Genomic DNA, 21,630 nt, shown 5'->3' with positions numbered 1-21,630 from the left:
CGGGTATGAGCAGCCCGGCAAAAATGCCATCGAGATACGCTGCAGCCAAGCAAGAACAGCATGTATTACTTCCTGAAATGCACCAGCGGTCTATCCAGCATCGCTTGAGATACGCCATGCATATCCGCATTGGCCTGCCATGTGAGGAAGCGTGCAAGAAGTTGCTTATTAACTGCCTTGAGCTGCTGATTGGCTTCAGTCAGCTTTTCGATACGCTCATTGGCTTGGTGGATATCTTTAACCCAGCCTGGCTTCTCAGTTGGCGCTTTGAGCGCAGCCTTGCGAACCTTCATTGCCATGTCTACAGCTGGCAGCTTCATCAAGGACTGGCGAGCACGACTGATGCTTAGCTTGGTTTTGCAGGCCTCGACTAAAAGAGGCCAGGTCAGCTTGGGTTCACACCACTCTTCAATTAGCTTGATGATGCGTGCTTCGTCTTTCTTCGTTAAATGTCCCATCGCTATACCTCAATTTTGTCTAGCATAGCCGATAGCTCATCTAAGGAGGGCAGCGCTGCGTGTCTCGGCGCTTCAGTTGTTTTTGCATCGATAAGTCCCGCCATTGCAGCAGCATTCTTGGTCAGGTTCCAGCCATTATCAAGGTTCCACACAATGTCGCCGTTCTTGAGCTCCGGGCTCTCTAAGAGCTTGATTAATGCATCGCATTTGACTAGATCCCCCCCTACTTTTTTTCGCCACTCAGAGGCACCAAAGACATTACCGGCTTCGGCAGCCACAGCTTTCTCATAGCGCTGTTTCAGGTAAGCTCTCTCTTCCTTGAGATTGGCTAGCTTTACATCATCACCTTTGACACAGCCCAGGTTTCCACAAGTCAGGCATGCGCCCATTTTGGGGCACGGCTCACTCTCAAACTGATGAATACAAATACCGAGATGGGTTTTATGGATAACTCGATCTTGGTCTCCCTCGCTAAGATCGATCAAATCACTGAGTGTTAGAGGTTTATTGGTTCTAATATTTTCCAAGCACTTCGCAGCATTACTGTGTTTGGTTTTAGGGTGTGCAGCTGCAACCGCTTGAGTTCGTTCTTCAATAGTTACATGGTTATAGGTCGAGCCCTTAGTTGTGCGTCCTGAAAACGCATCAATCAGCAGTTGTGAAAGGCCCGCCCTATGCATTTCCGTATTAAGTTCGTGGCGAAAGGCGTGTGTGTTCACCTTAAGGTCGCCGTACCCATGTCTCTGGAAAATACTTTGCGACTGCGAAGCTCCCCCTAGTTGTGCTGTCATTCGCGTGTTGTTGGCAGCGATCTCCACTCCAAAGTCGCGCTGCATTGCGACGGCACTTTTTGTCTCATCTGGCAAGCTGCCTGTTCGCACCGTAAACAACGCGTCACGATACTTCACGCGCTTTTTACCGTCTTCCGCGGGCGTGGTGTACGGAAAGTCTTTAGGTAGGTACTTCTCGCGGACAAGGATATTGAGTTTGCGTAACGTAATGTCTGCTTTATCATTAAACTGATAGTGATTGAGCTTACCGTTCACATAGATTCGCTTTCCGTTGCCGGTATCCCACCCTTGTCGTATCTCATCCAGTACCGCCTGAGCTTCGGGACTTAATGCTGTGCGTTTTGCCAAGGAATCAAGCCATTTAGTTTCAAAAATTTGCCGCGCTGGATGTGGCTTATTAAACTTACTCTTAAGCGCCGCACAGGCCTCATCATAAGAGAGCGGATCATCTTGGCCTTTGAGAGGCACACCCTCATGCGGCGGAAATTCGTCGGGGTGATCTTCGAGCCATGCTGCATACGTGCGGGCCTCATCAGTGATCGGTGTCAGAAGCTTAATGGCACGCTCCACTGAAGACTCCATACCTGCAATAACGGGCTTAGTCGTTGCTCCAAAACCCTTCTCAGCGTACCAGCGCAGGAACATGCGATGACCGCCATCAGCATCGTTTTTGAATAACACGCAATCGCGCTCAACATCGGCTAATTCACCGATGCGACTAGGTTGGCTGAGCAAAAGGGCACATGCTGAGACGGTTATAATGTCTAGCGGACTGGTCAAATCGTTATTAAAAAGCTCACCCAGGGCTTGAATTGACTCGCGGCTCGGTAGTTTTTTCTCACGACTTCTCTGCTGCTCCTTAAGCGTGCCTGAGCTCTTATATTGCAGCGGCGAAGTCCATCGAAAGGGATGCGCGAGTAATCCTTTATCTCTCATCAGCACGATTATTTTTTCGAGATGCTTGCTCCTAATGTATGCACTATTTCCATCAGGAAATTCAGCTTTGAGTTTTTCACAAGCTCTGTTGCAGATAGCGGCCGATACCCTCGTAATGTCGCTTGAACCAGTCACTTCGACCAACGCAACCTCAAGAATTCTTGCGCCGGAGAGCATGTCCTTAGCCGATTTCTTTCCTCGAAATACCCTGTAATATACAACTAGCGCTTTGGCGAAATCCATGAACGCCGGCTGCATATATTTTTTGTCTTTTGGATTCGAATTTCTCGGTGATCCATGTGCGGTGAAGGCGCAAGATTTAATTCCCGAATTATGCCATGAGTCCATATCCCAACGAATTCCCGGATGAACTCGTTGGTTAAGAGTTCCCTTGGGCAAAGTGGCTTTTGCCCAAGCGAGAAAGGCATCCAACTGCGCGGCGGCTTTAAGGTGGCTAAGGGGTTTAAAATCGATGATATTGCTCATACGTCTACTACACTTGCCTTGCCTGATTCGCGTAGCGCGTTACAATCAAGAATTACCTTGCGACATGCCAGAATGGCGCGATCCCATAGAACTCCCGTAGTTTTATCGTTGGTGATGGTTTGTGCGCGTCGGCGCTCCAGTCGCGCAAGTGCGGCGCTGTGATCTGCGTCAAAGAGTGGCTGAAATTTAATGCATCCGTAACATGTAAATGGGGCATCCAGGTGGCAGGCTTTATCGGCACCGCAGACGGCAAGGTCTTCAATCATTCGGTCTTCACGATCCCCATTTTTTGCAGCAGCACGATCCGTCACGATGGTGCCCGTAAAAGCTCCAACGACCATCGCGAGATGATCACTCATCTTCTCGTCAATCAGCTTCATTAACTCAGCAGATACTGCTCGGTATTTACGTACGGTGCGTGTACCGGAGTGCATCAGTGCGCTGGCGATTGACCACTCATCCAGTCCCGCGTTCGAGAGATCGGTACCGAGCGTATGTCTGAATCGATGGCCTTTAGAAATTTTGAGAGGCTGATGTGTCCGCGGAGAGATGGGAAATCCAGGCATGCTCTCCAATTGCAATAACCAAGCTCTTATAACTCCGCCGGAAATATGAAACTGAGTCTGGGGGGCATGCTCCAAAGATTTTTGATCAGGGAGGTCAATTATTACGGGAACTGTTTTGTTATCCCTTAATTTATGATCTAGCTTACGGCGAAAGAGTGGTACATGCTTGATCGCTTTATTCCAATCGGCTCGGCCAGGATATTCCTGCTCAAGTTGAGCTTGAACAATCGCCTTGTAGGCCTGTACCGTGTCGTAAAGATCTTCATCTAAGTTGAAGGTCTCGGACGCTGTTCGCCATCCCGCATCATTGTCTTTTTGCTTCGCCCAAAATATTCGTATAAGGTAGCCCCGCTCGGTTTTGATAAAATCATCAAAAACCATCATGCGTAGTTGTGAGCCACGCTGCCCATAGATCATCGCTAGACGTAAATAGAGGTAGCGCTCAGGGTCTAAATTGCCGTGACAGAACTGTTCATGCGCCCACTGATGCAGGGCGTCTTGCTCAGTCTGAATGAAAGGCCCCTGCTCAGGATCCAAGCGCAAGATGACATCATTTTGGGATCGCTTCTTCTTGCGTAGTGCGTTGTAAGCTTCAATCAGGGCTTGCGAAGGTCGCTGTTCGAGCGATTCGCATGTTTGCCAAAATCCCATGAAGCCGATCAGTGCGGAAAGCTCCCCCATATTAAAACGCTCGCGCAAATCAATCAGGTGATCCTCATTGAGGGGATTTAGTCCCACCTGCGCAGCACGCGAAAGAATTGAAGCAACTAGCCCATTAGTTCCCTGTGAAACCTCTGCCATGCGATAAGCCAAGGCGGCGTGTAGCCAGCGTTGCCAATCGAATGAAACGCAGGCGATTGCGGCTTGCCAGTTGATCGAGCTACGGGATGACCTATCAGGCCACCACATCGGTTCAGAGGGAGTGAAGTACGCGCCACATTTGGCAAGGCGAGGTGTATTCAGCCACGCATCAAGAGAGTCCTGTGAGGGGGCCTTAAGTGCTGAAACTTCGAGACTCATTCTGCGTGTCTCTTGCCAGACTTGGTCTCGACACTTTCTCTGATAGCTTTGAATTTATCAGAGCGCTTTTTCATCGCATTATTTGCTTCTTCTTTCCAGAATTTCGCCCCATAGAGGCTTGGCATATTAGATTCAGAACTCCATCCAAAAGCATAGGTAAGAACTTTTTGAACCTTTGTCGTGCGATCCTCTGGGGTAAGTGTTTCCAACTCCTCTCGCATGCTTTCAAGTAATGTGTGGACTGCATCATGACGCAATATATGGGGGTGAATATGTATCAGTTCAGGTACTACTTTACCAACCCGAGGCAGGATGCCATCAAGGGCTTTGATACTCAGTGGCCTACCTTCATTGCGTCGATGAGATACCAGTAGAAAGGGGTGTTTTTTTGCCGCAGACGGCCCCCTTTTAGAGATGCGGTAGGTGTCCACATATTTCTTCAGTGCGAAGATAAGATCGTCACCCATTTCCAGTATGCGCTCGTGGGTTTTGAATTGCGGAGCCAAAGTGCGCGGGTCGACTTCCTCGCTCTCAAGATTGACAACTGAGAGCTGTCTGCTGTGCCACCGAATATCTCCGAGCTTAATCAAAAGCATTTCGGAACGGCGTAGCCCCATATCCAGCCCCAAGAGCAAAATAATATAATTGCGCAGCTTCAACGCTTCATTTGCAAAGGGGTTCTTAGTGCTCTCAGGATGCATGATCTCTAACAAGAGATCTCGCTCCTGATTGGTCAGCCCCTTCATGTCGCTGTTTCTGACCTTTTTCCAGGCAGGCTTGGCTGCCTTTATCTTGCGATTGAAACGCCGCTCGACGTCATCGGCGGCGGCATCTCGCGTCGTCTCGTCACCCAGCTTTTCGTACAGAAATTTGAGATAGTCGCGTACGGCTTCAAGACGCTGCTGCGCATGGACTCTACCCACTGTTTTGTAGGCCGTTGGAGTCAGATGTACACCTCTGTATTTTTTGTCCAGGGTTGATTTGTGTAATGCCGCGTCAGCGACAAAGCGTGAAATCTCACTATCAGTTAAGTAGCGAGATTTCGGCCGCTCCTCCAGGCGAGCGATCAGGTCAATTGACTCATACTCCAGAAAGTCCTCGACCACTCCGATGTGCTCTAAATACTTGTGCTGTGTGTTCAATGCCCGACCTGACTGCTCCAAGGTCATATAAAGGTTCGGGTAGTAAACAGGCATGTGCTCTTGCACCAACACCTTTCCTCTAGCACCATCAACCCTTATCTCTACGATTTGATGACCCACGGCTTGCCTCCAAAACGTAACGTTTTCAAGTATAGTAACGAATCAAAGCAGCCTCAATCATAAGCGTGACTTTTTTGATTTTTTGCAACGCATGCTAAAAATACTCGAAAGCCGCGCAGTATCTGACTCATAGGTGTTTTTAAAGATGGCAAAAGGCGACAAACACGGACAAACAGGTTCTTACGTCTATACCATGCATCGGCTGGGCAAAGTTGTCCCGCCGAAGCGGGAAATCTTGAAGAACATCTCCCTGTCGTTTTTCCCCGGCGCCAAAATTGGCGTGCTCGGCCTGAACGGCTCGGGTAAATCCACCCTGCTCAAGATCATGGCTGGCGTCGACACAGAGTTCGACGGCGAAGCTCGCCCGATGCCAGAGCTGAACATCGGTTACCTGCCACAGGAACCACAGTTGGACCCGACCAAGACCGTCCGTGAAGTGGTCGAGGAAGCGGTCAGCGTAATCAAGGACGCCCAGGCGCGCCTGGACGAAGTCTATGCCGCTTACGCCGAGCCGGATGCCGACTTCGACAAGCTGGCCGCCGAGCAGGCCAAGCTTGAAGCCATTCTGCAGGCCAGCGATGGTCACAACCTGGAGCGCCAGCTGGAAGTGGCCGCCGATGCCCTGCGCCTGCCGGCCTGGGATGCCAAAGTTGAGCACCTGTCCGGTGGTGAGAAGCGTCGTGTGGCCCTGTGCCGCCTGCTGCTGTCGGCCCCAGACATGCTGCTGCTCGACGAACCTACCAACCACCTGGATGCCGACTCCGTCGCCTGGCTGGAGCACTTCCTCCACGACTTCCCGGGCACCGTGGTAGCGATTACCCACGACCGTTACTTCCTCGACAACGTCGCCGGCTGGATCCTCGAGCTCGACCGCGGCGCCGGTATTCCGTACGAAGGCAACTACTCGGGCTGGCTGGAAGCCAAGTCTGATCGTCTGGCCCAGGAATCCAAGCAGCAGTCGGCTCATGAAAAGGCCATGAAAGAGGAACTGGAGTGGGTGCGCAAAGGCGCCAAGGCCCGTCAGTCCAAATCCAAGGCTCGTCTGCAACGCTTCGAAGAAATGCAATCGCAGGAATTCCAGAAGCGCAGCGAAACCAACGAGATCTACATCCCGGCTGGCCCGCGACTGGGTGACAAAGTCATCGAGTTCAAGAACGTCACCAAAGGCTATGGCGATCGCGTCCTGATCGACAACCTGTCGTTCAGCATGCCAAAAGGCGCCATCGTCGGTGTTATCGGTGGTAACGGTGCCGGTAAATCGACCCTGTTCCGCATGCTCATGGGCAAGGAACAGCCGGACTCCGGCAGCATCGAGATCGGTGAAACCGTACAACTGGCTTGCGTTGACCAGAGCCGCGAAGACCTGGACGGCAACAAGACCGTGTTCCAGCAAATCTCCGACGGTTCCGACCAACTGCGCATCGGCACCTATGAAATCCCGTCGCGTACCTACGTTGGTCGCTTCAACTTCAAAGGTGGCGATCAGCAGAAGTTCGTCAAAGACCTCTCCGGTGGTGAGCGCGGCCGTCTGCACCTGGCCCTGACCCTCAAGGAAGGCGCCAACGTCCTGCTGCTCGACGAACCGTCCAACGACCTCGACGTAGAAACCCTGCGTTCGCTGGAAGAAGCCCTGCTGGACTTCCCTGGCGCTGCCATTGTGATCTCTCACGATCGCTGGTTCCTGGACCGTGTCGCCACGCACATCCTGGCGTACGAAGACGATTCGCAAGCGGTGTTCTTCGAAGGCAACTACACCGAGTACGAAGCCGATCGCAAGAAGCGCCTCGGCGAAGCTGCTGCCCAGCCGCACCGGGTACGGCACAAAAAACTGGCATAACGCTTCGGGGTTTGCACTGAAACGGGGCCTGTGGGCCCCGTTTTTTTTCGCCTCTTCGGCCCTGTAGGAGCGGGCTTGCCCCGCGATTTAGGTGTGTCAGTGGAATTGTTCGCGGGGCAAGCCCACTCCTACAGAGAATGTATACACTTATACAAATGCACCAATAAATTTCATAAAAACGACATGGCGCCCTGTTCCAGTGCGAGCGGTTCTTGGTAAAGTTGGGAAAAAAACATAAGTCCAACTCTATCTGGTGAATGTCTACATGATCGAATCCGTCGAAGACTTCCTTGCGCGCCTGAAACAGCGCGACCCTGCCCAGCCTGAATTCCACCAGGCTGTTGAAGAGGTGCTACGTAGCCTCTGGCCTTTCCTCGAGGCTAACCCTCATTACCTGCAAGCCGGTATTCTCGAACGCATGGTCGAGCCTGAGCGGGCCATCCTGTTCCGCGTTTCCTGGGTTGATGATGCTGGCAAGGTCCAGGTCAACCGCGGCTACCGCATCCAGATGAGCAGCGCGATCGGCCCGTACAAGGGCGGTCTGCGTTTCCACCCTTCGGTCAACATTGGCGTGCTGAAATTTCTGGCCTTCGAGCAGGTGTTCAAGAACTCCCTGACCTCGCTGCCAATGGGCGGCGGCAAAGGCGGCTCGGACTTCGATCCGAAGGGCAAGAGCGATGCTGAAGTCATGCGCTTCTGCCAGGCTTTCATGAGCGAGCTGTATCGCCACATCGGCGCAGACCTGGACGTTCCGGCGGGCGACATTGGTGTCGGCGCTCGCGAGATCGGCTTCATGTTCGGCCAGTACAAGCGTTTGGCCAACCAGTTCACCTCAGTACTGACCGGCAAAGGTATGACCTACGGCGGCAGCCTGATCCGCCCGGAAGCGACCGGCTATGGTTGCGTGTACTTCGCCGAAGAGATGCTCAAGCGTCAGGACCAGCGCATCGACGGTCGTCGCGTCGCGATCTCGGGTTCCGGCAACGTGGCCCAGTACGCCGCGCGTAAGGTCATGGACCTGGGCGGTAAAGTGATCTCGCTGTCTGACTCCGAAGGCACCCTGTTCTGCGAAGCCGGCCTGACCGACGAGCAGTGGGATGCACTGATGGAACTGAAGAACGTCAAGCGTGGGCGCATCAGCGAGCTGGCTGAGCGCTTTGGCCTGGAGTTCCGCAAGGGCCAGACCCCATGGAACCTGCCATGCGATATCGCCTTGCCGTGCGCCACCCAGAACGAACTCAACGGCGAAGACGCCCGCACCCTGCTGCGCAACGGCTGCATCTGCGTGGCTGAAGGCGCCAACATGCCAACCACCCTCGATGCTGTGGATATCTTCATCGAGGCAGGTATTCTGTTCGCTCCGGGCAAGGCCTCCAACGCTGGCGGCGTGGCCGTGAGCGGCCTGGAAATGTCGCAGAACGCCATGCGCCTGCTGTGGACCGCCGGTGAAGTGGACAGCAAACTGCACAACATCATGCAGTCGATCCACCACGCTTGCGTGCACTACGGCGAAGAAAACGGCCGTATCAACTACGTCAAAGGTGCCAACATCGCCGGCTTCGTCAAAGTCGCCGATGCCATGCTGGCCCAAGGCGTGGTTTAAGCCTCTGGGGTGATGGCGACGATCTCGATCGACAGATCCCCTGCCGGTCGTCGCCACAACACCTCATCACCGGGCGCAGCCCCCAGCAGCGCCCGGCCCAGCGGTGAGCCCCAGTTGATCAGGCCCTTGCCCGCATCGGCCTGATCTTCACCGACCAGTTGCACCTGATGCGTCTGGTTGTGCTCATCGACAAAGGTCACACCGCTACCAATCTGCACGCGATCTGAAGCGCTGGCCTTTGGCACCACCAGGGCACTCTGTACACGCGCATTGAAGTAGCGCAGATCGCGCTCTGTGTCGGCCAGTTGCTGCTTGTCGGCGTGTTCACCTTGAGCTTGCAGCTCGTTGTGGCGCGCGTGCAATTCACTGACCCGCTGCTGCAACTGAGCAAGGCCCTGGGCAGTGACATAGTTGGGTTGTGTGCTGATCTGGCGCTCGACCGGTTGATCGGCTTGAGCAGCGGCGTGGTCTTCATTAACGAATGCTCGGCTCACGACAAGCTCCCTGTGCAGGCTGATGGCTCGGCGATTGAAGCGTAGCCCGCACTGCTTTTTCTTGCCGCTTGAAGCTTGTCCCTAGCGCTTATAGGCGCGTGCCGCATCGCGGTCTTTCTCTTCCTGCCACTGCTCGTCGCGCTCATCCCAGTGGCGTGCGCGGTAATCCTGCTGGTCCTGGCTTTCCTGCATGGCGTGGCACTGGCGGAAGCCATCGTCCCAGCCGGTTTCGTACTGGCGATTGTGCAGGTAGCGTGGCACGTCCTTGCGAAAATCCCCGGCCATCACCCCGGCGGCCTGACGACCGCTGCTGCAGCCGTCCTGAAAGCCATCGGCGTACGCCGGTGGATAGCCTTGATCGATCAACTGCTCATGGGTGATTTGGCACCCCGTGAGTAACACCATTACGCCCAGCACCCAAGCAAACCGCTGCATCTTCGAACTCTCCACGCATTGTGGATAAGTCTAGGTGGGGAATTGTCGGCGCCACGTGAAATCACCATGAAGCACCTGTAGGAGCGGGCTTGCCCCGCGATCGCGATGTGACTGACAGCTCGCAATCGCGGGGCAAGCCCGCTCCTACATTGTTCAGTAGTGATACCACTTCAATTCCAGCATCACCTCGTTCTGCGCGGTTGCCAGTTGGCTGAACTCACGCTTGGCACTGAGCCGCAACCCCAGATCGCGGGACAGTTCCCACTGCTGGTTCAGGCTCAAGCTGCGACGCACTTCGCCATTGGTGAAGTAATCCCCCTTGGCTTCAACGCTCAGCGTGCCCAGCGGGTTGCGCCACAGCAGCCCGGTATTGAAACCCGCCGCTGGAGCAATGAACTGCGCGAAGTCGTTATTGTGCTCAACCCTCACCGTACCCAGCGCAAACCCGAGCATGTCGTCGGCCAACTGCCAGGTCCCCCCGGCGCCACCGTTGACGTGGCTGACCAGCACGTCGTCGTCATGCTTGCCCAGCACCCGCTCCAGACCACCGCTCACCTGCCAGGACCAAGGCTGCAGCAGGTCGTTGCGTGGCGTCAGCGAGCGAATGGTCGCCAGGTCGAAGCGCTGCACCTGCCAGTCGTTATTCTCGTACTGACGCAACTTGAGCTGGAGGATCTCGATCTGCGCACCGAGGGGAAAGCCGTAGGCGTTGTCGTTGAGGTCGTGGTAGGCCATGCGCAGGCCATATTCGGCGAAGGCGCGGTCTTCGCGAGTCCCCACGCCAAGTTGCCAGGTGCGCGATTGATGGCCGTCTTCAGGCAAGCCTGGGCGTTCGATGTCCAACTCGGGCGCGGGGTTACGGTTGATCGCCCGCAGCAGCTCGAAACTGCGTTGTGTGCGTGCCGGGTCACGCTCCTGGCCGTTGGCCCGGTAGCGTTCGAGGCGGTAGGCGGCATCCTGAACCAGCGCCTGGCGCTCGCGGGGCAGGGCGGTGAATTCGGGGCTCTGCAGGTAGGCGGTGTCGGCACTGACGGCAAGCACTTGTTGTTGCTCCGCGGCATCGAGCGGCTTGGCGCGTTCCAGCAGCTCGCGCTCGCGTGACGGGCGATAGTCAATGCGCTCGACCAGGCCCGACTGTTTGACTGCCTTGACGGTGTCAGTGGGGATGGCCGTCAGCGGGAACTGCGAGGTCAGGTCCAGGCTCGGGCGCGCCACTTGGAGCAGTTCCAGCAGACGGTACGAGCAGTTCTCGTCGAAGAAGAAGTAGTCGAACTGGATCTGCTTGAGTTCCCAGATGTGTTCGACCATGCGCGCGGTTTCTTCCGGCGTCAGGTTCAGCCGGTATTCCCACAGGTCACGGTTTTCCAAACTGCGGTATTCGGAGAGCTTTTCCTGATAGGGCACCAGGGCAAACAGCCCCGGATAGCCACCCATCAGGCCTTTCCAGGCGTAGAGGATGCTGTTGTCGTTGCCTTCGATGTAGGCGCCAAAATTGATCGCGTAGCTGAGCAGGGCCGTATCGTTGCTCTGCACATCGGCCTGATCGATACGCAGCAAGGTATGACCGAACATCGAGGACGGGCTATTGAGGTACGCGGCAGGGAAGATCATCACCGCGCTGTGCGGCGAGACGTCCTTGAACCATTGTGTGAATTCTTTGCAGTCTGGCGCCGGAAGATCATCAAGTTGCAGTTGCTCACGCAGCCAGCGGGTACGGGCCGGGAACACGCACTGCGCGTGCTGCTCACCGAGGCTCGCCGGTGCATACAGCGCCTGCAGCGTGGCACGTAGTTCCTGGTCGGGGTGATGGGCACCGTCTGCGGCGAGGAAGAAACGCCGGTCATCGACATAGCTGCGCCAGCCACCAAGCTTGGCGGTTTCATAGTGCCCCAGGGAGATCCAGTAGCGGTCAGAGGCCAACTGCGCAAGGCGCGCGTCATCGATTGAGGGTGCAGCATGCAACGGGGCGCAGGCACACAGCGCCAGGTAAGCAAGGCGTTTGAGCATGTCGGGCAACTACGTCTGAATGATGCCGATAGAGGCAAGAAACAACCCGCCCCGGTGTGGGGCGGGTGGGCCGAGCTTAAGCCTGGGTTGCGTATTTGGCCAGGCGTGGATCGCTTTTGAGCACCGCCAGGGTGTTGGTGTGAACATCTTCAGCGGTGACGTCCGCGGTTTTGAAAATGTCCTGGAAGTGTTGATGAGTGACCGCTGCAAAATGCGCACGGTCTTCTGGTGCTACCCCAAGCACCACGGCGTAAGTGGTCAGGGCTTCGCCTTGGCCTTTTGCCATGTCTTCGGACAGCTCATTCATCATGCCATTCATGGCAAACCAGGATTTGCCGCCATAGGTCAGTGCCGCGTTGGTCGAGCAGCCGTTGGTGCCCGAGGTCATGCCGAAGGTGGCGTTGCCGGAGGTGCCGTTGGTGGTGGAGGCGAGGAAGTGGGCCGGAGTACCGCGCTGGCCCTCGAACAGCATGTTGCCCCAACCGCAGTCCGGTCCGCCGGGCGCCTGGGCCATGGCGTTGAGGGAGACCGCGGTGAACAGAGTACCCAGAAGAATCCGTTTCATAGCTTTGTTCTCTTTCTAGTCGTAGATACCAAAGGTCAGGGTGATCTGGCGTGTCTGTCAGCAGAGTTGCCAGGGGCGGGTCGGTTGTTTACCCAGCCGCGCAGTTATGGAGTTTAGGCACGATCTAAGGGTTCCGTGATTTATTGCGAAAAATTGCTGAGGAATGTTGACGTAGTGCAGGTTTTCGCCCCTGCGACATATTGTGCCAATGAGCCTTGCAAGGCGCAGGCAGGCAGCGCCAGAATGCTTTCATCTGCCCCGCCGAAGTAAGGAAGCCCGATGCCCGATCCTGTCGCTGCGAGCCTGCGTCTTGCGCCAGAAGCCTTGACCCGGCCGTTTTCCGCCGAACAGTTCGACTTTTCCACCACCAATGATCTGGAGCCTTTTCGCGGTGTGCTTGGCCAGGAACGTGCTGTCGAAGCCTTGCAATTTGGCGTCGCCATGCCACGTCCCGGATACAACGTGTTTGTCATGGGTGAGCCCGGCACCGGGCGTTTTTCGTTCGTAAAGCGTTACCTCAAGGCCGAAGGCAAGCGCCTGCAGACGCCGTCGGACTGGGTCTATGTCAATAATTTCGACGAGCCTCGCGAACCGCGTGCACTGGAACTGCCGCCAGGTAGTGCTGGGGCTTTCATCAGCGACGTTGGTGGCCTGATCGACAACCTGCTGGCGACGTTCCCGGCCGTGTTCGAGCACCCGTCTTACCAACAGAAGAAGAGCGCCATCGACCGCGCCTTCAATCAGCGTTACGACCGCGCGCTGGATGTCATCGAGCGCGCCTCGCTGGAAAAGGATGTCGCCCTGTACCGAGACAGCAGCAACGTCGCCTTCACCCCGATGGCCGACGGCAAGGCCTTGGACGAGGCGGAGTTTGCCCAGCTGCCCGAGGCCGAGCGCGAACGTTTCCATGAAGACATCGCTGAGCTGGAGGAGCGCCTCAATGAGGAGCTGGCCAGCCTGCCGCAGTGGAAGCGTGAGTCGAACAATCAGCTACGCCAACTCAACGAAGAGACCATCACCCTGGCGCTCCAGCCGTTGCTGGCGCCACTGTCGGAAAAATACGCAGAAAACGCTGGCGTCTGCGCCTACCTGCAAGGGGTGCAAGTCAACCTGCTGCGCACGGTGGTCGAGCAACTGGTGGATGACAGCAAGACCGATGCCCAGGCGCGCAAGCTGCTGGAAGAGCAGTACTCGCCAAGCCTGGTAGTAGGCCATCATGCCAGTGGCGGCGCGCCGGTGGTGTTCGAGCCGCACCCGACCTACGACAACCTGTTCGGCCGGATCGAATACAGCACTGATCAGGGGGCGCTGTACACCACCTACCGCCAACTGCGCCCCGGTGCGTTGCACCGCGCCAATGGCGGCTTCCTGATTCTGGAAGCGGAGAAGATGCTCGGTGAGCCATTTGTCTGGGATGCGCTCAAGCGTGCCCTGCAGTCACGCAAGCTGAAGATGGAGTCGCCGTTGGGCGAATTTGGCCGCCTGGCCACCGTCACCCTCAACCCACAGATGATCGCCCTGAACATCAAGGTGGTGATCATCGGCTCGCGCCAGCTGTATTACGCCCTGCAGGACCACGATCCGGACTTCCAGGAGATGTTCCGGGTGCTGGTCGATTTCGACGAAGACATTCCCATGGTCGACGAGAGCCTGGAGCAGTTCGCCCAGTTGCTCAAAACGCGCACCAGCGAAGAGGGGATGGCGCCGCTAAGCGCCGACGCCGTGGCGCGCCTGGCCACTTACAGTGCGCGTCTGGCTGAACACCAGGGGCGCTTGTCGGCCCGCATTGGCGACCTGTTCCAGCTGGTCAGCGAGGCGGACTTTATCCGTCACCTGGCCAACGACGAGATGACCGATGCCGGTCATATCGAGCGGGCGCTCAAGGCCAAGGCCACGCGTACCGGCCGGGTATCGGCGCGGATTCTCGACGACATGCTGGCGGGGATCATCCTGATCGACACCGAAGGCGCGGCCGTTGGCAAGTGCAACGGCCTCACCGTGCTGGAGGTAGGGGATTCGGCGTTCGGGATACCGGCGCGTATTTCGGCCACGGTCTATCCGGGCGGTAGCGGCATCGTCGACATCGAGCGCGAGGTCAACCTCGGCCAGCCGATTCACTCCAAGGGGGTGATGATTCTCACCGGTTACCTCGGCAGCCGCTATGCCCAGGAATTCCCCCTGGCCATCTCGGCGAGTATTGCCCTGGAGCAGTCCTACGGTTATGTCGACGGTGACAGCGCGTCGCTGGGTGAAGTCTGTACGCTGATCTCCGCCTTGTCGAAGACACCGCTCAAGCAATGCTTCGCCATCACCGGCTCGATCAACCAGTTCGGTGAAGTGCAGGCAGTAGGTGGGGTCAACGAGAAAATCGAAGGTTTCTTCCGCTTGTGTGAAGCACGCGGACTGACTGGCGAACAGGGCGCAATCATCCCGCGGGCTAACGTTGCCACCTTGATGCTCGATGAACGGGTGTTGCAGGCGGTGCGCCAGGGCATGTTCCACGTTTATGCCGTCAGCCAGGCCGACGAGGCATTGAGCCTGCTGGTGGGCGAGCCGGCCGGTGAACCCAATGCCGACGGCGAATTCCCCGAGGGCAGCGTCAACGCCCGTGTGGTGGAACGCTTGCGGGTGATCGCCGAAATGATCAGCGAAGAGGACCTTAAAGAGGCCGAGAAGGAGCAGGCCGAGCAAGCGCTGGCTCAACAAGCCGCCGCGCAGATCAAGACGTCCTGAGTCAAATAATCGGCGCCGCAGCGGTCAGTACCGCTGGGCGCCGGTTTTTCTACGCGAGAGCAGAATTCTTCTATTCTTCTAGTCAGGGAATGCAGTCATTTCAGGATAGAAACAGCCTTGCCCGCAGGGTTGAACAAGGGTTTCCCGAGGATCGTCGCCATGCCGCGCAGCCTCAGCCTCACCCGCCAATGCCTGGGCCTGGTGACCCGCATTGAATGCAGCATTCGCCCACTGGCCGGCGACAACGGCATGTGGACCCTATTATTCGCCGCCGGTATGGCCGGTGAGCAACCTTCTGCAATCAAATCCCAAGGGCCTTTTCATGGTCCCTTCGTGGCCGAGTCGGTGCTTGAAGCCATCGTCGATAGCCTGACCCTGCACGGTTATCAGGTAGCCGACGATCCGCAGATCTGGAGTGTGCACCTGCAAGCCCAGCTGCGGCGGGTCAATGGTGAGCGCGTCCATCACGTTGGTGATTTCCAGTTCAATCCGGAAACCTGACGCCGCACTCGCGTATTTGCCGCTTCTCCCTGGCGCTGCCCCTGTGGCAGCGTGCCACGGGCTTTTTCTGTCATGGCTGGCTGTTTATACTCGCGCTCGCTATTTTCGCCACCTGACGAGTTTTCAATGGAACGTATTATCGAAAATGCGATGTATGCCTCGCGCTGGCTACTCGCTCCGATCTATTTTGGTCTGTCGTTGGGCCTGCTGGCGCTGGCACTGAAGTTCTTCCAGGAGATCTTCCATGTGCTGCCCAACATCTTCTCGCTGGCCGAGGCTGACCTGATCCTGGTGATCCTCTCGCTGATCGACATGGCCCTGGTCGGTGGTTTGCTGGTGATGGTGATGATTTCCGGCTACGAGAACTTCGTCTCGCAACTGGACATCGACGAGAGCAAGGAAAAGCTCAACTGGTTGGGCAAGATGGACTCCTCTTCGCTGAAGATGAAGGTGGCAGCATCCATCGTGGCGATCTCCTCGATCCATCTGCTGCGGGTGTTCATGGACGCGCGGAACATCGAGACCGAGTACCTGATGTGGTACGTCATCATCCACATGACCTTCGTGGTCTCGGCCTTTGCCATGGGCTACCTGGACAAGCTGACCAAGCACTGATCGCGCTGTTTGACGCCACAAATGACCGCCTGTCCGTTGTAAAACGGACGGGCGGTTGCGTTTTTGCCTTGTGCTTTGGCGCAGGCTGTACAAAAAATGAACGGTCACTTGAAAAGCCTGCTCAACGTTCCAGTAGCGAGGTATCGCAATGAACCTTCAACAACTGAACACAGAGGCCAAGGCCGGTCATGTCGAAGAGCTCAACCTGATAGCCCTGGAAGGCGGCGATTTCATTCTTGAGGCCCGTGTCAAAGGCCACGCTCACCCACTGTCCGATTCCAAGGGGCAACGTCTGAAAGTGCATTCGGTGGTCGATGCCCAGCGTCTGCTCGACGGCTTGCCTGCGGTACCGCTGCATCTGGTGCACTGGTCGATGGACGACGAAATGGTCGGCGGCAGCAACACCGGTGACGGCGACTTGAAAATACCGATGCCACGACGTTCTGCCTGGTAGCTGAACTGCTTTGCCGCAGTGTGCTAGGCTGCTCGCCCTTTTCATAAAGGGCGCGGTTGTCGTGCGCCCTGCTGCGGAGCAAGCAAATGTCCGAAATCAATCTGTCTACCGACGAAACCCGCGTCAGCTACGGCATCGGCCGTCAACTGGGTGGCCAACTGCGCGACAACCCGCCACCGGGTGTCAGCCTGGACGCCATCCTGGCCGGTCTGACCGACGCCTTCAATGGCCAGGCCAGCCGCGTTAGCGAAGAAGACCTGTCGGCCAGCTTCAAAGTCATCCGTGACATCATGCAGGCTGAAGCTGCAGCCAAGGCCGAAGCCGCCGCTGGCGAAGGCAAAGCGTTCCTGGCTGAAAACGCCAAGCGTGACGGCATCACCACCCTGGCTTCGGGCCTGCAGTTCGAAGTGCTGACCGCCGGTGAAGGCGCCAAGCCTACCCGTGAAGACAGCGTGCGCACTCACTACCACGGCACCCTGATCGACGGCACTGTGTTCGACAGCTCCTACGAGCGCGGCCAGCCAGCAGAATTCCCGGTTGGCGGCGTGATCGCTGGCTGGACCGAAGCCCTGCAACTGATGAACGCCGGCAGCAAATGGCGCCTGTACGTTCCGAGCGAGCTGGCTTACGGCGCTCAGGGCGTTGGCAGCATCCCGCCGCACAGCGTACTGGTGTTCGACGTCGAACTGCTCGACGTTCTGTAATACCTATCGCGGGGCAAGCCGCTCCTGTAGGAGCGGGCTTGCCCCGCGATGCTTTCAATACAGCTCAGCATTCGGGCGCAACGCCCGCGCATAGCAGAACAGGAACAGGTTCCTCACCAGTTCCTTGAGCACAATCGGCTCGCTTGAATTCAAACCGTTAAGGTCCAGATCACCCTGGTCGCGCAGCTCGTCCAGTGCTTCTTGCTCGAGCACGGCACAGACCTCACCGGTTTCCCGATGCAGGATGCGCAGGTAAGGGTGCGGGCGGTCAAGCCAGGCGTCTATCAGATAAGTCATGGCTATTCTCCTTGGAAGCGTCCAATGAGAATAATTCTTATTATCAAAATAGCAAGGGGCTATTGGCAAAAATATGCCCAGTGGTGCAGCGAGGGGTTTCGAGGCTGGCAGCCAGCCCCGAAACCACAGGGCTTCAGACCTTGCGGACGAATTCCGATTTCAGCTTCATCGGCCCGATACCGTCGATTTTGCAGTCGATGTCGTGGTCGCCATCGCACAGGCGGATGTTCTTGACCTTGGTGCCGACTTTGACCACCAGCGAGGTGCCTTTGACTTTAAGGTCCTTGATCACGGTGATGGTGTCGCCGTCTTGCAGGACGTTGCCCACCGAGTCCTTCTTGACCGCTTCATCGCTCGCTGCCTCGGCTTCACCGGTGGCAGACCACTCGTGTGCGCACTCGGGGCAGATCAGCTGGACGCCGTCTTCGTAGGTGTATTCGGAGTTGCATTTAGGGCAGGGTGGCAAAGTGCTCACTAGGGTTCCTCTAGGACGTACAGATACAAGACCTACATTGTATAGGGTTTTGTCTGTCAGAGGGGGAAAGCAATCGCGGGGCAAGCCCGCTCCCACAGGACGCTGTGGGAGCGGGCTTGCCCCGCGATAGGAGACAGCTCGGAATCAGTGCGTACGCGCGACCGCAAACTCGCTCAGTTCAACCAGTGCGTCACGGTATTCGCTGGCCGGCAGCACGTCCAGGCAGGCAATTGCACGGGCCACGTAGTCGCGTGCCAATTGTGCGGTGTAGTCCAGGGAGCCGGACGCTTCGACCGCAGCACGGATGCTTTCAAGGTCTTCGATACCGCCTTTCTGGATGGCCTGACGTACCAGCGCAGCCTGCTCGGCAGTGCCTTCGCGCATGGTGTAGATCAGCGGCAGGGTTGGCTTGCCTTCAGCCAGGTCGTCGCCGACGTTCTTGCCCAGGGTTTGCGCATCGCCTTTGTAGTCGAGCAGGTCGTCGACCAGTTGGAATGCCACGCCCAGGTGGTCACCAAAGGTGCGCAGGGCTTCGCGTTGCTCTGGCGTGGCCTCGGCCAGGGCCGCGGCGCTGTGGGTCGAGGCCTCGAACAGCATGGCGGTCTTGCCGCGGATGACGTCCATGTAGACTTCTTCCGTGGTGCTGGCATCGCGCACCTTGGACAACTGCAGGACTTCGCCTTCGGCGATGACCCGGGTGGCCTTGGAGAGGATCTGCATGACCGGCATCGAGCCCAGTTCGACCATCATTTCGAACGAGCGCGAATAGAGGAAGTCGCCGACCAGCACGCTCGGTGCGTTGCCCCACAGGGCATTGGCAGTGGAGCGGCCGCGACGCATGCCGGACATGTCGACCACGTCGTCATGCAGCAGGGTGGCGGTGTGCAGGAATTCGATGGTGGCGGCCAGCAGGCGCACATCGTCGCCTTCGCGACCCAGCGCCTTGCCGCACAGCAGCACCAGCAACGGGCGCAGGCGCTTGCCACCGGCTGAAGTGATGTAATCGCCGATTTTCGATACCAGCGGTACACGCGAAGTCAGCTGTTTCTTGATAATCTCGTCAACGGCGCTGAAATCGTCCGCTACCGCGCGGTAGAAAGCTTGGGGTTGCATCGGCCACAGGTGCTCCATAAAGGTTGCGCGGCATGCTAGGTCGCGGGTCCCGGTGTGTCAAGGCGCGGTCCTTGCGGGCCGGGGGCGGGACTTGCAAGGAACGGGCGCGTTGCGTACAATCGCGCACCCTGAACTTCCTGGGCAGCACCTGCCTTACGCAATTGCACTGGGCCGTTCCAGCCCTATGCAGCCATGCCAGCCAATACTCTTCCTATAAAGAGCTGGGTGAGCAGGATTATCGGAGAAATACCCATGTACGCAGTAATTGTTACCGGTGGCAAGCAGTACAAAGTCGCCGAAGGTGAATACCTGAAAATCGAAAAACTGGAAGTCGCCACTGGCGAATCCGTAACTTTCGACCGCGTTCTGTTGGTTGCCAATGGCGACGACGTGAACATCGGCGCTCCAGTCGTTGCTGGTGCCAAGGTTGTTGCTGAAGTGATCTCGCAAGGTCGTCACGACAAAGTGCGCATCATCAAGTTCCGCCGCCGTAAGCACCACATGAAGCGTATGGGCCACCGCCAGTGGTTCACCGAAATCAAGATCACCGGTATTTCGGCTTAATCGCCTAAATCCCATTTCTGGAGAATTGAACCATGGCACACAAAAAAGCTGGTGGTAGTACCCGTAACGGTCGCGACTCAGAAGCCAAACGCCTTGGCGTGAAGATGTATGGCGGCCAGGCTATCATTCCTGGCAACATCATCGTGCGTCAGCGCGGCACCCAATTCCACGCTGGCTACGGCGTTGGCATGGGTAAAGATCACACCCTGTTCGCCAAGATCGCGGGTAAGATCAAGTTTGAAGTAAAAGGCGAGTTCAACCGCCGTTACGTGAGCGTTGTCGCCGAGTAATCGTGCGCACGCTGGAAAAGCCCTGTCTCGCGACGGGGCTTTTTCGTTTGTGGGGTGAGTCTCTTGCAAAGCTGTTTGTATGGGCTGCCGGCGCTGGTGTTTCGGTCGTTGACGGGGGCCGCCGCGCTCATTTTTGCAAGAGCCTTATGTCTTTGTGTCACTCAGCTCGTCCAGCTGACGAGAGGCGATTTTTATGAAGTTTGTTGATGAAGTATCGATCCGGGTAAAAGCCGGTGATGGCGGTAACGGTTGCATGAGCTTCCGCCGCGAAAAATTCATTGAGAACGGCGGTCCCAACGGCGGTGACGGTGGCGATGGCGGCTCGGTGTTCATGGTTGCCGACGAAAACCTCAATACCCTGGTCGACTACCGTTACACCCGTCATTTCGAAGCCCAGCGCGGCTCCAATGGCGGCAGCACCGACTGCACCGGCAAGAAGGGCGACGACCTGATCCTGCGCGTGCCGGTCGGCACCACGGTGATCGACGCCGCTACTCAGGAAGTCATCGGTGACCTGGTCAAGCCAGGTCAGAAGCTGATGGTGGTGCAGGGCGGCTGGCACGGCCTGGGCAACACCCGCTTCAAATCCAGTACCAACCGTGCGCCACGCCAGACCACACCGGGTAAACCGGGTGAGCAGCGTGACCTGAAACTGGAAATGAAAGTGCTGGCCGACGTTGGTCTGCTGGGCTTGCCGAACGCTGGCAAGAGTACCTTCATCCGTTCGGTATCGGCCGCCAAGCCGAAAGTCGCCGACTACCCGTTCACCACCCTGGTGCCGAACCTGGGTGTGGTCAGTGTCGACCGTTGGAAAAGCTTCGTCATCGCCGACATTCCTGGCCTGATCGAAGGTGCCTCCGACGGTGCTGGCCTGGGTATCCGTTTCCTCAAGCACCTGGCGCGTACGCGCCTGTTGCTGCACCTCGTCGACCTGGCGCCGCTGGACGAAAGCAACAGCGCCGATGCCGCCGAAGTGATCGTCAACGAGCTGACCCGCTTCAGCCCGTCGCTGGCCGAGCGTGATCGCTGGCTGGTGCTGAACAAGTGCGACATGCTGATGGACGACGAGCGTGATGAGCGCGTCAAGGAAGTGGTCGAGCGTCTGCAGTGGGAAGGCCCGGTCTATGTGATCTCGGCGATCTCCAAGCAGGGCACCGAGCAGCTTAGCCGCGACATCATGCGTTACCTCGAAGACCGCGCCGACCGCCTGGCCAACGATCCGGCCTACGCCGAAGAGCTGGCTGATCTCGATCAGCGCATCGAAGACGAAGCCCGTGCCCAGCTGCAAGCACTGGACGATGCCCGTGCGCTGCGCCGTAGCGGCGTGAAGAGCGTGCACGACATCGGCGACGACGATGACGATGATTGGGATGACGACGACGAAGACGGTCCGGAAATCATTTACGTGCGCGACTGACGCGTTG

The 21,630-nt window shown here is 57.2% G+C and carries 21 protein-coding genes; 10 read left to right on the top strand and 11 right to left on the bottom strand.

The window, feature by feature from the left end:
- Positions 1–65 precede the first annotated feature (65 nt).
- The 4 genes from ACP6KB_RS24075 to ACP6KB_RS24060 are packed head-to-tail and all read right to left on the bottom strand — an operon-like array spanning position 66 to position 5,519.
- Positions 66–458 (bottom strand): hypothetical protein, encoded by a 393-nt coding sequence (locus tag ACP6KB_RS24075; RefSeq protein ID WP_024014376.1) that lies wholly within the window; start codon positions 456–458, stop codon positions 66–68.
- Positions 459–460: 2 nt separating this feature from the next.
- The gene (locus ACP6KB_RS24070; protein ID WP_024014375.1) at positions 461–2,671 is read right to left on the bottom strand and encodes a hypothetical protein; all 2,211 of its coding nucleotides are present in this window, start codon (positions 2,669–2,671) and stop codon (positions 461–463) included.
- Positions 2,668–4,257: a tyrosine-type recombinase/integrase gene (locus ACP6KB_RS24065; protein WP_024014374.1), complete on the bottom strand. Its 1,590-nt coding sequence runs from the start codon at positions 4,255–4,257 to the stop codon at positions 2,668–2,670. The genes ACP6KB_RS24070 and ACP6KB_RS24065 overlap by 4 nt, the downstream gene beginning before the upstream one ends.
- On the bottom strand, positions 4,254–5,519 hold the full coding sequence (locus ACP6KB_RS24060) for a site-specific integrase (protein ID WP_024014373.1): 1,266 nt from the start codon (positions 5,517–5,519) through the stop codon (positions 4,254–4,256). Before ACP6KB_RS24060 ends, ACP6KB_RS24065 begins: the two co-directional genes overlap by 4 nt.
- A gap of 145 nt (positions 5,520–5,664) precedes the next feature.
- On the opposite strand from ACP6KB_RS24060, the gene ettA reads away from it, so the two are divergent.
- The gene (gene ettA, locus ACP6KB_RS24055) at positions 5,665–7,356 is read left to right on the top strand and encodes an energy-dependent translational throttle protein EttA (RefSeq protein ID WP_442109864.1); all 1,692 of its coding nucleotides are present in this window, start codon (positions 5,665–5,667) and stop codon (positions 7,354–7,356) included.
- Positions 7,357–7,621: 265 nt separating this feature from the next.
- A complete protein-coding gene (gene gdhA / locus ACP6KB_RS24050) occupies positions 7,622–8,959 on the top strand; it encodes an NADP-specific glutamate dehydrogenase (RefSeq protein ID WP_442109862.1) in 1,338 nt (445 codons plus the stop codon).
- Here gdhA and ACP6KB_RS24045 read toward each other — a convergent pair.
- The 4 genes from ACP6KB_RS24045 to ACP6KB_RS24030 form a co-directional block, all read right to left on the bottom strand.
- On the bottom strand, positions 8,956–9,453 hold the full coding sequence (locus ACP6KB_RS24045) for a GreA/GreB family elongation factor (RefSeq protein WP_442109860.1): 498 nt from the start codon (positions 9,451–9,453) through the stop codon (positions 8,956–8,958). The two genes, gdhA and ACP6KB_RS24045, sit on opposite strands and share 4 nt — an antisense overlap.
- Before the next feature lie 81 nt (positions 9,454–9,534).
- Positions 9,535–9,888, bottom strand: coding sequence for a hypothetical protein (locus tag ACP6KB_RS24040; protein WP_442109858.1), 354 nt, complete (start codon positions 9,886–9,888; stop codon positions 9,535–9,537).
- A 153-nt stretch (positions 9,889–10,041) separates the two neighbouring features.
- The gene (locus ACP6KB_RS24035) at positions 10,042–11,895 is read right to left on the bottom strand and encodes an Lnb N-terminal periplasmic domain-containing protein (RefSeq protein WP_442109856.1); all 1,854 of its coding nucleotides are present in this window, start codon (positions 11,893–11,895) and stop codon (positions 10,042–10,044) included.
- A gap of 76 nt (positions 11,896–11,971) precedes the next feature.
- Positions 11,972–12,460: a DUF3015 domain-containing protein gene (locus ACP6KB_RS24030; RefSeq protein WP_442109854.1), complete on the bottom strand. Its 489-nt coding sequence runs from the start codon at positions 12,458–12,460 to the stop codon at positions 11,972–11,974.
- A 279-nt stretch (positions 12,461–12,739) separates the two neighbouring features.
- On the opposite strand from ACP6KB_RS24030, the gene ACP6KB_RS24025 reads away from it, so the two are divergent.
- From ACP6KB_RS24025 to ACP6KB_RS24005, 5 genes are all read left to right on the top strand, one after another.
- Positions 12,740–15,193, top strand: a complete 2,454-nt coding sequence (locus ACP6KB_RS24025) for a Lon protease family protein (protein ID WP_442109852.1) — start codon at positions 12,740–12,742, stop codon at positions 15,191–15,193.
- A 159-nt stretch (positions 15,194–15,352) separates the two neighbouring features.
- A complete protein-coding gene (locus ACP6KB_RS24020; RefSeq protein ID WP_442109850.1) occupies positions 15,353–15,694 on the top strand; it encodes a PA4575 family protein in 342 nt (113 codons plus the stop codon).
- A gap of 126 nt (positions 15,695–15,820) precedes the next feature.
- Positions 15,821–16,309 carry a TIGR00645 family protein gene (locus ACP6KB_RS24015; RefSeq protein ID WP_133215279.1) on the top strand — a complete coding sequence of 163 codons (489 nt, stop codon included), beginning with the start codon at positions 15,821–15,823 and terminating at the stop codon, positions 16,307–16,309.
- A 148-nt stretch (positions 16,310–16,457) separates the two neighbouring features.
- A complete protein-coding gene (locus ACP6KB_RS24010) occupies positions 16,458–16,763 on the top strand; it encodes a DUF6482 family protein (protein ID WP_442109847.1) in 306 nt (101 codons plus the stop codon).
- An 86-nt stretch (positions 16,764–16,849) separates the two neighbouring features.
- On the top strand, positions 16,850–17,467 hold the full coding sequence (locus tag ACP6KB_RS24005; RefSeq protein ID WP_442109845.1) for an FKBP-type peptidyl-prolyl cis-trans isomerase: 618 nt from the start codon (positions 16,850–16,852) through the stop codon (positions 17,465–17,467).
- A 54-nt stretch (positions 17,468–17,521) separates the two neighbouring features.
- On the opposite strand, the gene ACP6KB_RS24000 is transcribed toward ACP6KB_RS24005, so the two are convergent.
- From ACP6KB_RS24000 to ACP6KB_RS23990, 3 genes are all read right to left on the bottom strand, one after another.
- Positions 17,522–17,764 carry a PA4570 family protein gene (locus ACP6KB_RS24000; RefSeq protein ID WP_442109843.1) on the bottom strand — a complete coding sequence of 81 codons (243 nt, stop codon included), beginning with the start codon at positions 17,762–17,764 and terminating at the stop codon, positions 17,522–17,524.
- Positions 17,765–17,897: 133 nt separating this feature from the next.
- A complete protein-coding gene (locus ACP6KB_RS23995) occupies positions 17,898–18,239 on the bottom strand; it encodes a zinc ribbon domain-containing protein YjdM (protein WP_133215287.1) in 342 nt (113 codons plus the stop codon).
- A 144-nt stretch (positions 18,240–18,383) separates the two neighbouring features.
- Positions 18,384–19,352, bottom strand: coding sequence for a polyprenyl synthetase family protein (locus ACP6KB_RS23990; protein WP_442109841.1), 969 nt, complete (start codon positions 19,350–19,352; stop codon positions 18,384–18,386).
- 252 nt (positions 19,353–19,604) lie between these two features.
- Here ACP6KB_RS23990 and rplU point away from each other — a divergent pair, with 252 nt between their 5' ends.
- The 3 genes from rplU (at position 19,605) to cgtA (ending at position 21,623) form a co-directional block, all read left to right on the top strand.
- Positions 19,605–19,916, top strand: coding sequence for a 50S ribosomal protein L21 (rplU, locus tag ACP6KB_RS23985; RefSeq protein WP_038614793.1), 312 nt, complete (start codon positions 19,605–19,607; stop codon positions 19,914–19,916).
- A 32-nt stretch (positions 19,917–19,948) separates the two neighbouring features.
- Entirely contained in the window at positions 19,949–20,206 is a 258-nt protein-coding gene (rpmA, locus tag ACP6KB_RS23980) for a 50S ribosomal protein L27 (protein ID WP_128322830.1), read from the top strand.
- A 193-nt stretch (positions 20,207–20,399) separates the two neighbouring features.
- A complete protein-coding gene (gene cgtA / locus ACP6KB_RS23975) occupies positions 20,400–21,623 on the top strand; it encodes an Obg family GTPase CgtA (protein ID WP_442109839.1) in 1,224 nt (407 codons plus the stop codon).
- Positions 21,624–21,630 lie beyond the last annotated feature (7 nt).

The organism is Pseudomonas sp. NUPR-001 (assembly GCF_052147955.1).
Lineage (GTDB): Bacteria > Pseudomonadota > Gammaproteobacteria > Pseudomonadales > Pseudomonadaceae > Aquipseudomonas.
Note: the sequence above shows the minus strand (reverse complement) of the source record. Positions and strands in the feature narration are given on the sequence as shown.